The 13,288-nt window shown below is 63.8% G+C and carries 11 protein-coding genes, 2 tRNA genes and 1 pseudogene; 3 read left to right on the top strand and 11 right to left on the bottom strand.

The features are described 5' to 3' along the window. Nucleotides 1–2: 2 nt before the first annotated feature. The 3 genes from PCE31106_RS14435 to pgsA all read right to left on the bottom strand — a co-directional run bounded on the left by PCE31106_RS14435 (nucleotide 3) and on the right by pgsA (nucleotide 971). A tRNA-Gly gene (locus PCE31106_RS14435) sits at nucleotides 3–75 on the bottom strand. A 49-nt stretch (nucleotides 76–124) separates the two neighbouring features. Then, nucleotides 125–200: transfer RNA gene (locus PCE31106_RS14430), tRNA-Gly, on the bottom strand. Between the two features lie 177 nt (nucleotides 201–377). After that, the gene (gene pgsA / locus PCE31106_RS14425; RefSeq protein ID WP_026131696.1) at nucleotides 378–971 is read right to left on the bottom strand and encodes a CDP-diacylglycerol--glycerol-3-phosphate 3-phosphatidyltransferase; all 594 of its coding nucleotides are present in this window, start codon (nucleotides 969–971) and stop codon (nucleotides 378–380) included. A 176-nt stretch (nucleotides 972–1,147) separates the two neighbouring features. Here pgsA and kch point away from each other — a divergent pair, with 176 nt between their 5' ends. Then, on the top strand, nucleotides 1,148–2,374 hold the full coding sequence (kch, locus tag PCE31106_RS14420) for a voltage-gated potassium channel protein (protein WP_254441053.1): 1,227 nt from the start codon (nucleotides 1,148–1,150) through the stop codon (nucleotides 2,372–2,374). A 13-nt stretch (nucleotides 2,375–2,387) separates the two neighbouring features. Here the strand turns inward: kch and uvrC are convergent, their stop codons facing one another. Continuing rightward, nucleotides 2,388–4,625, bottom strand: a complete 2,238-nt coding sequence (uvrC, locus tag PCE31106_RS14415; RefSeq protein WP_437343818.1) for an excinuclease ABC subunit UvrC — start codon at nucleotides 4,623–4,625, stop codon at nucleotides 2,388–2,390. A gap of 151 nt (nucleotides 4,626–4,776) precedes the next feature. On the opposite strand from uvrC, the gene earP reads away from it, so the two are divergent. Both earP and efp read left to right on the top strand, forming a co-directional pair. After that, nucleotides 4,777–6,012 carry an elongation factor P maturation arginine rhamnosyltransferase EarP gene (gene earP / locus PCE31106_RS14410; protein ID WP_437343819.1) on the top strand — a complete coding sequence of 412 codons (1,236 nt, stop codon included), beginning with the start codon at nucleotides 4,777–4,779 and terminating at the stop codon, nucleotides 6,010–6,012. A 139-nt stretch (nucleotides 6,013–6,151) separates the two neighbouring features. Beyond that, entirely contained in the window at nucleotides 6,152–6,709 is a 558-nt protein-coding gene (efp, locus tag PCE31106_RS14405; RefSeq protein ID WP_017232520.1) for an elongation factor P, read from the top strand. A gap of 123 nt (nucleotides 6,710–6,832) precedes the next feature. Here efp and nagZ read toward each other — a convergent pair whose 3' ends face one another. From nagZ to lepB, 7 genes and pseudogenes are all read right to left on the bottom strand, one after another. Beyond that, the gene (nagZ, locus tag PCE31106_RS14400; RefSeq protein WP_150563701.1) at nucleotides 6,833–7,867 is read right to left on the bottom strand and encodes a beta-N-acetylhexosaminidase; all 1,035 of its coding nucleotides are present in this window, start codon (nucleotides 7,865–7,867) and stop codon (nucleotides 6,833–6,835) included. Next, the gene (gene acpS / locus PCE31106_RS14395) at nucleotides 7,864–8,382 is read right to left on the bottom strand and encodes a holo-ACP synthase (RefSeq protein ID WP_437343817.1); all 519 of its coding nucleotides are present in this window, start codon (nucleotides 8,380–8,382) and stop codon (nucleotides 7,864–7,866) included. The genes nagZ and acpS overlap by 4 nt, the downstream gene beginning before the upstream one ends. Nucleotides 8,383–8,419: 37 nt before the next feature. Further along, nucleotides 8,420–9,181, bottom strand: a complete 762-nt coding sequence (pdxJ, locus tag PCE31106_RS14390; RefSeq protein ID WP_150563700.1) for a pyridoxine 5'-phosphate synthase — start codon at nucleotides 9,179–9,181, stop codon at nucleotides 8,420–8,422. Then, nucleotides 9,178–10,191 carry a DNA repair protein RecO gene (recO, locus tag PCE31106_RS14385; RefSeq protein WP_150563699.1) on the bottom strand — a complete coding sequence of 338 codons (1,014 nt, stop codon included), beginning with the start codon at nucleotides 10,189–10,191 and terminating at the stop codon, nucleotides 9,178–9,180. Before recO ends, pdxJ begins: the two co-directional genes overlap by 4 nt. Beyond that, complete coding sequence (gene era, locus PCE31106_RS14380) at nucleotides 10,178–11,071, bottom strand: GTPase Era (RefSeq protein ID WP_017232515.1); 894 nt, start codon at nucleotides 11,069–11,071, stop codon at nucleotides 10,178–10,180. Before era ends, recO begins: the two co-directional genes overlap by 14 nt. A gap of 59 nt (nucleotides 11,072–11,130) precedes the next feature. Next, nucleotides 11,131–12,081: pseudogene (gene rnc, locus PCE31106_RS14375) on the bottom strand (ribonuclease III); the annotation flags it as partial. 276 nt (nucleotides 12,082–12,357) lie between these two features. Next, nucleotides 12,358–13,272, bottom strand: a complete 915-nt coding sequence (lepB, locus tag PCE31106_RS14370; protein WP_150563698.1) for a signal peptidase I — start codon at nucleotides 13,270–13,272, stop codon at nucleotides 12,358–12,360. Between the last annotated feature and the right edge of the window lie 16 nt (nucleotides 13,273–13,288).

The following is a 13,288-nucleotide window of genomic DNA, read 5'->3' as shown; positions in this document are numbered from 1 at the left end:
GGAGCGGGAGACGAGTCTCGAACTCGCGACCTCAACCTTGGCAAGGTTGCGCTCTACCAACTGAGCTACTCCCGCATGACACCGAACACCAAGGATTGCTTCACTCAATGTCCAGTGTGAAAACTGGAGCGGGAGACGAGTCTCGAACTCGCGACCTCAACCTTGGCAAGGTTGCGCTCTACCAACTGAGCTACTCCCGCATTGTCATGCGTACTACCAATCCAACCGTTTCTTAAAACTTCGCTGCTGGGCTAGCGCCGTAGCAGCGAGAAGGAGATTATGTCTAAACCGTGATTCAGTGTCAAGCATCCGCACCGAAAATTTGTGAAGATTATTCTCTCCGACCGCGCAAATCCCGCGTCTTCAGGGACTTGCACTCACATCTTGCCCGCGCCCCGCTCTCGAATCTGCGGCCACGCGCGGCGCAGATAATACATCATCGACCACAACGTGAGAATCGCCGCCACGTAGATCAGCCATGTCCCCCAGAACCGTGAGTCGAAGTGCCACGCCCCCCAGACGACCGTGCCGTTGAACAGCAACAGCGGAATCGCCACCATCTGCGCCGCCGTCTTGACCTTGCCCAACTGATGCACCGCCACGCTGCGCGACGCGCCAATCTGCGCCATCCACTCACGCAACGCCGAAATCGTGATTTCGCGGCCAATGATGATCAACGCCACCAACGCATTGATCCGCCCCATCTGCAACAGCATCAGCAGCGCCGCCGCGACCATCAGCTTGTCCGCCACCGGGTCCAGGAACGCGCCGAACGCCGACGTCTGGTTCCAGCGCCGTGCGAGAAAGCCATCGAACCAGTCGGTCAGCGCCGCCAGCACAAACACGCCGCAGGCCACCCAATTCATCTCGACCGGCGACAACCAGGTCGGCGGCACGTAATAGACGCCGACCACCAGCGGAATCAGCACGATCCGGAGCCAGGTCAGTAATATCGGGACGTTAAAGGGCATGGCAGCATGAGTTCGGCAAACGGCGGTCGACACACGGCGCCCTCGGCAGCCGTACCAGACCCGCATTGTGCCGTGTCTGCCCCGTAGCGACAAGGCCGAGGCGCCGCGCAGCGGTTGACATGTGCGTCGGTGTGCCCCTATCTTGCTTGCAACCCTCCGCCAATAGCGCCGATCTCGTGAAACCGCCCTGGCCCTTGCCCACACTACGACGACCGCTGCTGTCACCCCACATCCTCATCGCGGCACTGGTCGGGATCGACGGCCTGCTGCTCGTCGCTTCCGTGCTGCTGCGCGTGCCCGGTTCACTGCTCATCGATCTCTTCGTGCGCGGCGACCTCTCGGCGCTCGCGCGCATCGAAGCCAGCCACCTGCCGCGGTTGCTCTTCGGCTTGAACGCCATCGAGCGCATCGACTTCTCGCATCTGCCCCGTGCGCTCTCCGGCCTGTCGCTCATCGCGCTCGCCTGCGGACTCGTCATCCGCGCGCGCACCGCCTGGGCCTTCACGCTCGTCATGCTCGTGCTGGCCGCCACCATCAATTTCCACCTGAACCTTCGCTTCGACCTGACGTTCGCGCTCTCGCTCGCCTGCATTGCGCTATTGCTCTGGTACTGGCGGGAATTCGACCGCGCCAGCTTCGCGGCAGCCACGCTCTACACGCTCGTCGCCGTGTTCGCGCTGCTCGTCTACGCCACGTTCGGCACCATGTATCTCGGCCACGAGTTCGCGCCGCCCGTCACCGACCTGGCCACGGCGTTCTACTTCGCCATCGTCACGATGACGACCGTCGGCTACGGCGACATCGTCCCGCACAGCGTCGACGCACGCCTGTTCACCGCCTCGGTCATCGTCTTCGGGATCAGTGTCTTCGCAACGTCGCTGACCGTCGTCATCGGCCCGCTCGTCGGCGGCAACCTTAAGAAAATTCTCTCGGGGAGGTTCACTCACGTGATACGAAAGAACCACTTCATCGTGGCCGGCGCATCGCCGCTCGCGATCAACGTGCACCACGAACTCACCAAGCGCGGCTGGCCGGTCACGGTCATCATCGCGAGCGGGAGCGATAACCCGTATCCCGAGGAGGCGGATGTCATGCACGGCGATGCCAGCGACAACACCGTGCTCACCCACGCCGGCATCGAACGCGCCAAGGCCGTGCTCGCCCTGCGTGCCGACGACTCGGAGAACGCCTTCATCGTGCTCGCCGCGAAAGAGATCGCGCCAACGGTGCGCACGATCGCGTCCGTCAACGACAGCAAGCACCTGAGCAAACTCAAACGTGTTCAACCCGACATGATTTTTGCGCCACCCGTTGTCGGCGGCGAGCTGCTCGCCCGCACGCTGTCCGGCGAGACCGTCGACAACGAGACCGTCATGCGCCTGCTGTTCCACGGCGATACGTGACGCGCTGCGCGCGTCAGTGCAGTTGGCGATAGATCTGCTCGGCGAGCGTTGTCGAAATGCCGTCGACACTGGCCAGTTCGTCCACGCTGGCCGACGCCACCCCTTGCAACCCGCCGAACCGCATCAGCAGGCGCTGACGGCGCTTCGCTCCGATGCCCTCGATCTCCTCGAGCCGTGACGTCTGACGCGCCTTCGCGCGCTTGGCCCGCATGCCCGTGATCGCAAACCGGTGCGCCTCGTCACGAATCTGCGCGATCAGCATCAGCACGGCACTCTCGCGCCCCAATTCCAGCGGCGCGCGTCCATCGGCAAAGATGAGCGTCTCAAGCCCCACTTTGCGGCCCTCGCCCTTCGCCACGCCGACCAATCGACCGATGTCGATCCCCAGTTCGACGAACACCTGGCGCGCCACCTCGACCTGCCCCTTGCCGCCGTCGATCAGCACGAGCTGCGGTAAATTCGCTTCGCCGTCAGACGCGTCGGGCGCGGCCGTCGCGGCGCCTGCATCGGCAGACTCGCCGGCCGGCAGCGCCGCGCCGTCGTCCGGCAGCACGCGCGTCTCGGCTTCGGCGCGCGCCACGTCGGCGGCCACGGAGGACGGATCGGCCGCATCGCTCACGTGAGCGGCCGCCTCCATCAAACGACCATAGCGGCGCGTGAGCACCTGACGCATTGCCGCATAGTCGTCGCCCGGCGTAATGCCCGCGATGTTGTAGCGCCGGTATTCGCTCGTCTGCATCTTGTGATGATGGAACACCACGCACGACGCCTGCGTCGCCTCGCCTTGCGTGTGGCTGATGTCGAAGCACTCCACCCGCAGCCGCGCCGGATCGTCGATGTCGAGTCCGATCGTTTGCACCAACGCGTGCGTGCGCGCCTGCTGACTCCCCTGCTCCGTCAACAATCGCGTGAGCGCGAGCTGCGCGCCCTGCAGCGCCATGTCGAGCCAGGCACGCCGTTGCCCCTGCGGCTGACGCACCATCGCAATGCGCCTGCCCGCTTGTTCGGACAACGCGGCGAGCAACTCGTCGCTCGGCAACGCATGGCTCACGACCAGTACCGGCGGCACCGACTGTCCCAGGTAGTGCTGCGCGACGAAGGCCTCGAGCAAACGCGATTCGAGCGATGCCAACGGGGTATCCGACGGCATGTCGTTGGCGATCTCGCGCGCCGGTGTGGCGGCATCGTCCGCGTTGGCCTCGGACGTGTCCGGCGCGAGTGCCTCGTCCGGCTCGAACTCGTCGGCAATCCCGCCTTCGACACCGCGCTCCACGTGCGCCGGAAAATACGCCTTGTCGCCAAGATGGCGCCCACCCCGCACCATCGCGAGGTTCACACACGCGCGCCCGCCCGCATAGGCGACGGCGAGGATATCGGCATCGACATCCCCCGCCGTCTCGACGGACTGCTGTTGCAGCACGCCCGAGAGCGCCTGCATCTGATTGCGCACCACGGCGGCCTGCTCGAACTGGAGCGCCTGAGCGTACGTCATCATCTTCGCTTCGAGCGCACTGAGCACTTCGCTCTGACGCCCCGAGAGAAACGCCGCCGCGTTATTCACATCGCGTGCGTAATCTTCATCCTGAATGGCGCCCACGCAAGGCGCGCTGCACCGCGCGATCTGATGCAGCAGGCACGGCCGCGTGCGATTCGTGAAGACGGAGTCCTCGCAGGTACGCAGTTGGAATACTTTCTGCAGGATCTGAATGCTCTCGCGCACGGCCCAGGCGCTGGGAAATGGTCCGAAATACTGTCCACGGCGATCCACCGAGCCGCGATAGTAGGCCATGCGCGGATACTTGTGCTGCGTGAGCTTGAGAAACGGATACGACTTGTCGTCGCGAAACAGGATGTTGTAACGCGGATGCAGCGCCTTGATCAGATTGTTCTCAAGCAGCAGCGCTTCGGTCTCCGAGCGCGTGACAGTCGTCTCGAGCTTCGCGATGCGCGCAACCATGAGCGCAATGCGTGGGGAAAGCTGCGTCTTGTTGAAGTAGCTCGACACGCGCTTCTTCAGATTGCGAGCCTTGCCGACGTACAGCACGCTGCCCGCTGCGTCGTAGTAGCGATAGACGCCAGGCAGGTTCGGCAACTGGGCAAGCACCGTGCGGGCGTCGAACGCCGCGCTGTCGGGCGACGCCTCGGCGGGGGGCTGAGCGGCATCCGCCGTCGTGGCGACCGCGGGGGCCGTGGCGGATTTGGCTTTGCGGGACTTGCGCGGCGGCGTGACGTCGTGGGCGTCTTCAGTCATGAACTCAGGCATCGGAGCGTCCCCGGGGGCGAAACCGTGCGATCGCGGCGGCACGCAAATGGTGTGCGATGGCATCGTCACGCGTCGCCAGCAGGCGCAGGGACTAGAATCCGAAGTTTAGACCAATCCGGGTTGCCGCCTCTCAATGTCCCTGCCCACTACGTTCTCGCCCGCCGCAACCACCCTGCCTCTGGTGCCGCGCTGCGATCTGTTCTGCACCGTCGTCGACAATTTCGGCGACATCGGCGTGTGCTGGCGGCTCGCGCGACAACTCGTGCGCGAACATGGCTGGTCGGTGCGGCTATGGGTCGACGACCTCGCGAGCTTCCGTCACCTGCGCCCCGACATCGATCCCTCCCTGGCCCGGCAACGCTGCGACGGCGTGGACGTACGCCGATGGGATGCCGACTTCGGCCCGGTCACCGACGACAATGCGCCGGGCGATGTCGTCATCGAAGCGTTTGCCTGCCAGATTCCCGACGCCTGCGTTCAGGCGATGCATGTGCGCAAACAGGCGGGACACGCGCCGGTGTGGATCAACCTCGAGTACCTGAGCGCAGAAGACTGGGTCGAGGGATGTCATCTGCAAAAGTCGATACACCCGCAACTGGGGCTCGTCAAAACGTTCTTCTTCCCGGGCTTCACGGAGCGCACGGGTGGGCTCGCGCGCGAACGGGAGCTGTTCTCGCGCAGAGACGCCTTCCTTGCATCGCCGGCGCTTCGCGACGCCTGGTGGCAGCGCACGCTCGGACTCCCGGGCGCACCGAGGGACACGCTGGTGGTATCGCTTTTCACGTATGAAAACGCCGCGCTTCCGGGGTTGCTTGCGCAATGGGCCGCCAGCGAGACGCCCATCGTCTGCCTGGTCCCGCCAGGTCGGATCGCACCGTCGGTCGGCGCGTGGTTTGGCCGCGAGGTACTGGCGCCACGCGACTGTGCAACGCAAGGAGCACTGACGGCGTATGGGCTGCCATTCGTTGCGCAATCCGAGTTCGACGCGCTGCTGTGGGCGTGCGATCTCAATTTCGTGCGTGGAGAAGATTCGTTCGTGCGCGCGCAATGGGCGGCGAAGCCGCTCGTCTGGCATATCTACCCGCAGGACGACAACGCGCACCACGTGAAACTCGACGCGTTTCTCGACCGCTATCTGAGCGATCCGAGCGCCGAATCGCCGGCAACCGGCGCCTTGGGACACGACGCACGCGAGGCGCTGCGCACTTTCTGGCATCTCTGGAACGGCTACGCGAGCACCCCGCCCGACTGGCCGGCACTGGCCGCCGTCCTGCCCGAGCTCAATCGCCATGCGCGCGCGTGGGCAAGCAGGCAGGCGGCCCTCCCCGACCTCGCGCGACAGTTGGCAAGCTTCGCCGAAAATCAGGTAAAATAGCTGGTTTTTCAACGCTTTGCTGCTGAACCTGCTGCACCGGACCGTTTCCAGGCGGGCGCGGGAATCAAGCGGCGAGTGGGCGTATGGAAGCGCTCAACAAGCGGCAAATCGCTTATTTCGTCACAGGATCTCGTTTTTTATGAAAACCGCTCAAGAACTCCGCGTCGGTAACGTCGTCATGATCGACGGTGAGCCCAATGTCGTGCTGAAGACCGAATACGTCAAGTCGGGCCGCAACTCCAGCGTCGTCAAGATGAAGTACAAGAAGCTGATGGGCGAAGGCCGTGGCGAATTCGCCTACAAGGCCGACGACAAGTTCGACGTCGTTGTGCTCGACAAGAAGGAAGTGACCTACTCGTACTTCGCCGACCCGATGTACGTGTTCATGGACGCCGACTACAACCAGTACGAAGTCGAAGCCGAAAACATGGGCGACGCGATCAAGTACCTCGAAGACGGCATGAAGTGCGAAGTCGTTTTCTACAATGAAAAGGCCATCTCGGTCGACCTGCCGACCTCGCTCGTGCGCGTTGTGGAATACACCGAACCGGCCGTCAAGGGCGATACGTCGTCGGGCCGCGTGCTGAAGAACGCCAAGATCAACGATCTGCTGGAAATCCAGGTGCCGCTGTTCGTCAACACCGGCGACAAGATCGAAATCGATACGCGTACCGACGAGTACCGCAGCCGCGTCTAAGCGATTGCGACGCCGCCCGCGCCGTCTACGGACGACGCGGCGCGATCCGCGACCGTCAGGCAACAAAAAAAGCGCTCTTCCCGTCAGGGTTGAGCGCTTTTTTGTTTGGCAGGCGTGTCTCGCTTACGCGCCGAACGTCTCCACGATCAGACGCTTCGCCGCCTGATATTCCGGCTGCGCGAGCATCTTTTCCCAGCCGTGCACCTTGCCGCGGCCCTGCAGATGCTTGATGCGGCGCTGAGACGCGGTATCGGGCACCGACTTCATCTCATGCAGCAATCGGTCCGCCTTTTCCGGACTGTTGCAGATGAGGACCATGTCGCAGCCGGCCGCCATGGCGGCGTGCGCCGCCGTCACGACATCGCCGGCGGCGCTCGCCCCTTGCATCGACAGGTCGTCGCTGAAAATCACACCGTCGAACGCATACTTGCCGCGCAGGATTTCCTTGAGCCACTTGGCCGAGAATCCGGCGGGGTTCGGATCGACCTGCGGGTAAATCACGTGCGCCGGCATGACCGCCGCCAGCGACATGCCGAGCCAGTCATACGGTTGCGCATCGACGCTGAGGATCTCGTCGAGCGAGCGCTCGTCGACCGGAATTTCGTGGTGCGAGTCGGCCGCCACGAAACCATGCCCCGGGAAGTGCTTGCCGCAGTTCGCCATCCCGGCGAGAAGCAGGCCGTGATTGAGGCTCTTGGCCAGCATGGCCACCACCCGCGGGTCGGCGTCAAACGCACGATCGCCGATAACCGCCGACGTTCCGTAGTCCAGGTCCAGCACGGGGGTGAAGCTCAGGTCGATATCGCACGCGCGCAATTCGGACGCCAGCACATAGCCGACCGCCGTCGCCACGCGCGTCGCCTTGAACACGTCGTCGTGCCAGAGCTTGCCCAGCTTGCCCATGGCCGGCAGGTGCGTGAAGCCGTCGGTACGAAAGCGCTGCACGCGCCCGCCCTCATGATCGACAGCGATCACGATGTCGTCGCGCAGGTCGCGAATCTGCTTCGTGAGCGCGCACAGTTGCGCGCGATCGTCAAAGTTGCGGGCGAACAGGATCACCCCCCCGGTCAACGGATGGTCGATGCGACGGACGTCGTCTTCGCTGAGGGTCAGCCCGACGACGTCCAGCATCACCGGGCCCGGCCTGCGCTTCGTCATTGCGTTTTCTCCGATGCAATATTGCGAATGTTGCCTACATTACGTGATGCGATCGCAAAGGCGACCGCATACTCTTTCTCGTCCGTGATCGAAATCTCGATCGACAGTTGCCGCTCGGCCAGCCACTGCACCAACTCGCCCGACACCACCACGACCGGCTTGCCCGACGGCGCATTGAGCGTTTGCACGGCACGCCACGTCATCGGCCACCGCATACCCAGCCCGATGGCCTTCGACACGGCCTCTTTCGCCGCGAAGCGCGTGCACAGATACGCGAGTCCGCGCACGGCGGACCGGCTCTGACGCGCGTGATAAACCTTGAGTTCCTCGGGCCCCAGCACACGCTCGGCAAACCGCCCATGGGTGCGCGTCATGACGCCGACAACACGGCTGATCTGGAGGATGTCCGTGCCTACGCCGTAAATCGCCGTGCCCCCGGACTCAGGGCCAGCGGCATGCTCGCCTGGTGGCGGCACGTCGGGGGACGAAGGCGACGGCATCGTCGGATCGCTCATGGGCAGCGCCTGATGGTGGGAGGAAAGGCGTCGTGACTCAGCCGCGCGCCGCAATGCGGCTGGCGACCATGATGGCCTTCATCTCGCGCACGGCGTTCTCCCAGCCCGCGAAAAGGGCGTGGGCGACGATCGCGTGTCCGATATTCAGTTCGGAAATGCCTTCGATCGCGGCGATCGGCTGCACATTTTCATAATGCAAGCCATGTCCGGCGTTGACGCGCAGGCCCAACGACAGACCGAGTGCGACGGCGCGTTCGATGCGGGCGAACTCGGCCTCGCGCGTGGCCTCGTCGTGCGCCTCCGCGTAGCGGCCGGTGTGCAGCTCGACCACCGGCGCGCCCATGCGCGCCGCCGCGCGAATCGGCGCTTCGTCCGGATCGATGAACAGCGACACACGGCTGCCCGCTTCGCCGAGTTGCTGCGTCGCGGCAGCCACACGGTCGTACTGACCGACGACGTCCAGCCCGCCTTCGGTCGTCAGTTCCTGACGACGCTCCGGCACCAGACAAACGTCGTGCGGCTTGGTGCGGCATGCGATCGCCAGCATCTCGTCCGTCACGGCACACTCGAGGTTCATCCGCGTGAGCAACTTGTCGCGCAGATTCGCCACATCGTCGTCGCGAATATGACGACGGTCTTCACGCAGGTGCAGCGTGATGACATCGGCGCCCGCCGCTTCCGCCAGCAATGCCGCCCGGACCGGGTCGGGATAGGCCGTGCCGCGCGCGTTGCGCACCGTGGCGACGTGATCGATGTTCACCCCGAGGTCGATGGGGTTGCCGTGGAAGAAGAGGCTCATAGTTTTTGCAGGTCGAGCAGGATCTGCCGCGTGTTGAGCGGAACGCCGCCCAAGTGGTGGTTGAGAAGAAAGCGCATGAGCAGCTTGCTTTGCTGCACGGTCTGCGCCCGGGAATAATCGTCTTGCTCCATGTCGAGCAACGTCTGCCCGATGACGACCGGCCAGTCCGACGGTTCATCGCCGCCCGCCGGGCGTACCCCCCGGTCGGGATGAAACACGTAGCGGCGCTCGGGCGCGACCTTGCCGCGCGTCTGCGTGCAGCGGTCGAACGCCACGGCGTAACCGGTCTCCCGCAGCAGCACGCGCTCGAATGCCCGCAGGATGATGCCCGCCGGCTCACCATGCGCGAGATGATGCAGCGTGGTCAGATAGTGCTGGAAGAGCTTGTCGTGCGGATCGTCGCGCGCGCAGAACTTCACCAGCAATTCGTTCAGGTAGAAGCCGCTGAGCAGCGCATCGCCTTCAAGCGGACGCAATCCGCCAACCCACTCAGCCTTGGTCAGCGTACGCAGCTCTGCCTTGCCAAGCCAGGCGAGTGAGAGCGGCTGAAACGTCTGGAGTACGCCACGCAGCGCCGAGTGCGGACGTTTGGCCCCCTTCGCCACGAGCGCGACGCGGCCGTGGTCGCGCGTGAGCACGTCGATGATCAGGCTGGTTTCGCGGTAGGGATAGCTGTGCAGCACAAAGCCGGGCTGCTCGGTCACGCGGCTTTGCTCGCGCTCGGCCGCCCGGGCGGGCGATGGCGCACGGCGCACGCGTTTCGCTTCGCGCTTGACGGTATCGGCGGTGGCTTCGGCGTGCTGGAATGCGTCCGACGCATCGTCGTCGACACTCCGCGCGCGCGCACTGCGCGCCTGGCGAGCCGGCCGCGCTCCGATTGCCCCGGCGTGCGAGGTACGAGGGACCGACATCAGCGGCGCACCGGCAGCCGAGGCGCTGCTTGCCGCCAACGTCACATCGTCCGGCGGTGCAATCTCGTCACGTAAGGTGTCAGGTTCACTCGTAGCCATACGCCCGCAGGCCGGCCTCGTTGTCGGCCCAGCCACCCTTCACCTTGATCCAGACTTCCAGGTACACGGGCCCGTCGAAGAGCTTCGCCATATCGAGACGGGCATCGGTGGAAATCTGTTTGAGCTTCGCCCCCTTGTTGCCGATGATCATCGCCTTGTGGCTGTCGCGATCGACCAGAATCGTTGCGAACACCCGGCGCAGATCCCCTTCCTGCTCGAATTTGTCGATGATCACCGTGCTTGTGTACGGCAGCTCGTCGCCCGTCCAGCGGAACACCTTCTCACGCAGGATCTCGGCCGCCATGAACCGCTCGCTTCGGTCGGTGAGATCGTCTTCGCCATAGATCGGCTCGCCTTCGAGCAGGTACGGACGCAACACCCCAAGCAACCGCTGGGTATCGTCTGGACGCTTCGCGGACAGCGGCACGATCTCGCGGAAGTCGCGCAGGTCGCCCACCCTTTTCAGGAACGGCAGAATTTCCGCTCTGTCGGCAATGCGATCGAACTTGTTGACGATGAGCAGCACCGGGGTGTTGTCGGGCAGCAGCTTGAGCACCTTCTCGTCGTCCGGCCCGAAGTTGCCCGCTTCGATGACGAACATGACGACATCGACGCTGGACAGCGTGGAGGTCACGGCGCGATTGAGCGAGCGGTTCAGCGCAGTGGCGTGACGCGTCTGAAACCCCGGCGTGTCGACGAAGATGTACTGCGCATCGTCCGTGGTGCAAATGCCGGTAATGCGATGCCGCGTCGTCTGCGCCTTGCGCGAGGTGATGCTGATCTTCTGACCGACGAGGGCGTTGAGCAGTGTCGATTTGCCGACGTTCGGACGCCCGACGATCGCCACGGTCCCGCAGCGAAAATCCGTCTTATCGTTCATGTTTGGAAACTCTCTTGAAAGGGGGCGGCGCGTCGCGCCCTCCCCCTGAATGGGGCTCAGGCGGCGGCCGGGGGTTGCTTGGCGGCGTCCGACTTCTCGGCCGCAGGTTTTTCGGCGGACTTGTCGGTGGCCTTATCGGCTGCCTTGTCGGCCGTTTTTTCCGCGGGTGCTGTCGCCGTGCGAGCGGCACCGTTGCCAACGGGCGCCGTCATGGCCGGCGCAGCGCGCATCTGCCCGACGCTCTCCGCCATTTTCGCCTCGGATGCCGCAGCCTTCGCCGCCCGCTTCTTTGCGGCCTTGGCGCTCTTTTCGGCCTTCGGCTTGGCAAGTGCCGGCATCTTCTGCACTTCCTCCAGCGCCTTCTTGGCAGCCGCCTGCTCGGCCGCTCGTCGGCTCGCGCCCGATCCGCCGGCCTTGATGTCGAGCTTCGGCACCGTGCACTCCACCTCAAACTGCTGGTTGTGCGCAGCGCCGTGCGTCGCGGTCACCGTGTACTGCGGCAGCGCAATCTTGTGGCCTTGCAGGTATTCCTGGAGCAGCGTCTTGGCGTCCTTGCCGAGCGTTTTCGGATCGACATGTTCAAGCACGGGCGTGTACAACCGCTCGATCACGGCATACGCCGCCTCGAACCCGCCATCGAGATACATTGCCCCGAACAGCGCTTCAAGGGTATCGGCCAGAATCGACGGGCGACGGAAACCACCGCTCTTGAGTTCGCCTTCGCCCAGGCGCAGGAATTCGGAGACGCCCAATGTCTGCGCGATTTCGTACAAGGATTGCTGCTTGACGAGATTGGCGCGCACACGCGAGAGGTCGCCTTCGTCGAGCTTGCCGTAGCGACGGAACAGGATCGCTGCGACCGAACAGTTGAGGATGGAATCGCCAAGAAACTCCAACCGCTCATTATTGGCGGCACTATGGCTACGGTGCGTCAGTGCTTGGCAAAGCAATTCCGCATCGTGGAAGCGGTACTGGAGACGTTCTTCCAGTGGGTTCAGAGATTGAGGCATGGCGCAAGTATAGCGCGACGCTCCCGCCCCGGCGCGCGTCGTCGCCAAGAAACGACGGGCCGGACCGCCTTGCGGCGGGCTTTTCGGACTCGCGAGAGGGGGCGGGATCGGACATTTCCGGGGTGACGATACGTCGATCTCCCCCGTGCCCCTTTCCCGTCGCATCATTTAATTCAAAGTTGAAAATAATAATGCGGAAATCGGCCTTTTATCGCCAATTTCCGCATTAATCAAACCGTCGCCCGGGGGGGATGGCCTCCCTGTCGACCGGCAAGCTTACTGGAAGCCGCCCAAGCGCTTGAGGTTCGAGAAATTCATCCAGATGAAGAAGGCCCGGCCCACGATGTTTTGCTCGGGCACGAAGCCCCAGTAACGGCTGTCCGCGCTATTGTCGCGGTTATCGCCCATCATGAAGTAGTTGCCCTCCGGCACCTTGCAGATCACGCCCTGGCTGTTGTACTGGCAGTTCTGCTTGTTCGGAAAGTCGTCGGCGCCCAGGATGTATGGCGGCACGTTCGGGTCGTTCAGAATGCGGTGCTTCACGCCGCCCACCGTCTCTTCGAACTGCTTGAAGTAGGCGATATGCTCCTCGTCGAAGTAGTCCGGCATGGCGGTCTCCGGCACCGGCTGGCCGTTCACCGTGAGCTTCTTGTTCTCGTAGGCCACCACGTCGCCCGGCAGGCCGATCACGCGCTTGATGTAGTCCATCGACTCATCTTTCGGGTAGCGAAACACCATCACATCGCCCCGCTTCGGTTCACCGATCGAGATGATCTTCTTGTTGACCACCGGCAGGCGAATGCCGTAGTCGAACTTGTTCACGAGGATGAAGTCGCCCACGAGCAGCGTCGGAATCATGGAGCCCGACGGAATCTTGAACGGCTCGACCACGAACGAGCGCAGCACGAACACTGCGAGAATCACGGGGAAGAAGCTCGCCGAATACTCGAGCCACCATGGCTGACGCAGCTTGTCGTCGCGCACTTTCGCACGCGCACTTGCGATCACGCCGCTATCCTGTGAGCCGGAGCCCTGGATGCCAGCCCCCTGCGTGGCAAGCTGTTGTTGATCGAATTGCGCCAGGGCGTCCTGTGCTGCCCGGCGGCGCGCCGGTTGAAACACCAACTTGTCGGCCAACCAGGCCACCCCGGTCACCAGCACCAGGACAAAAAGAATCAGGGCGAAATTCATGCGGGACCTGTCGCTA

Origin of the sequence: Pandoraea cepalis, assembly GCF_902459665.1 — a bacterium.
GTDB classification, from domain to species: Bacteria; Pseudomonadota; Gammaproteobacteria; order Burkholderiales; family Burkholderiaceae; genus Pandoraea; species Pandoraea cepalis.
This window is presented reverse-complemented; position numbering and strand designations above follow the sequence as displayed.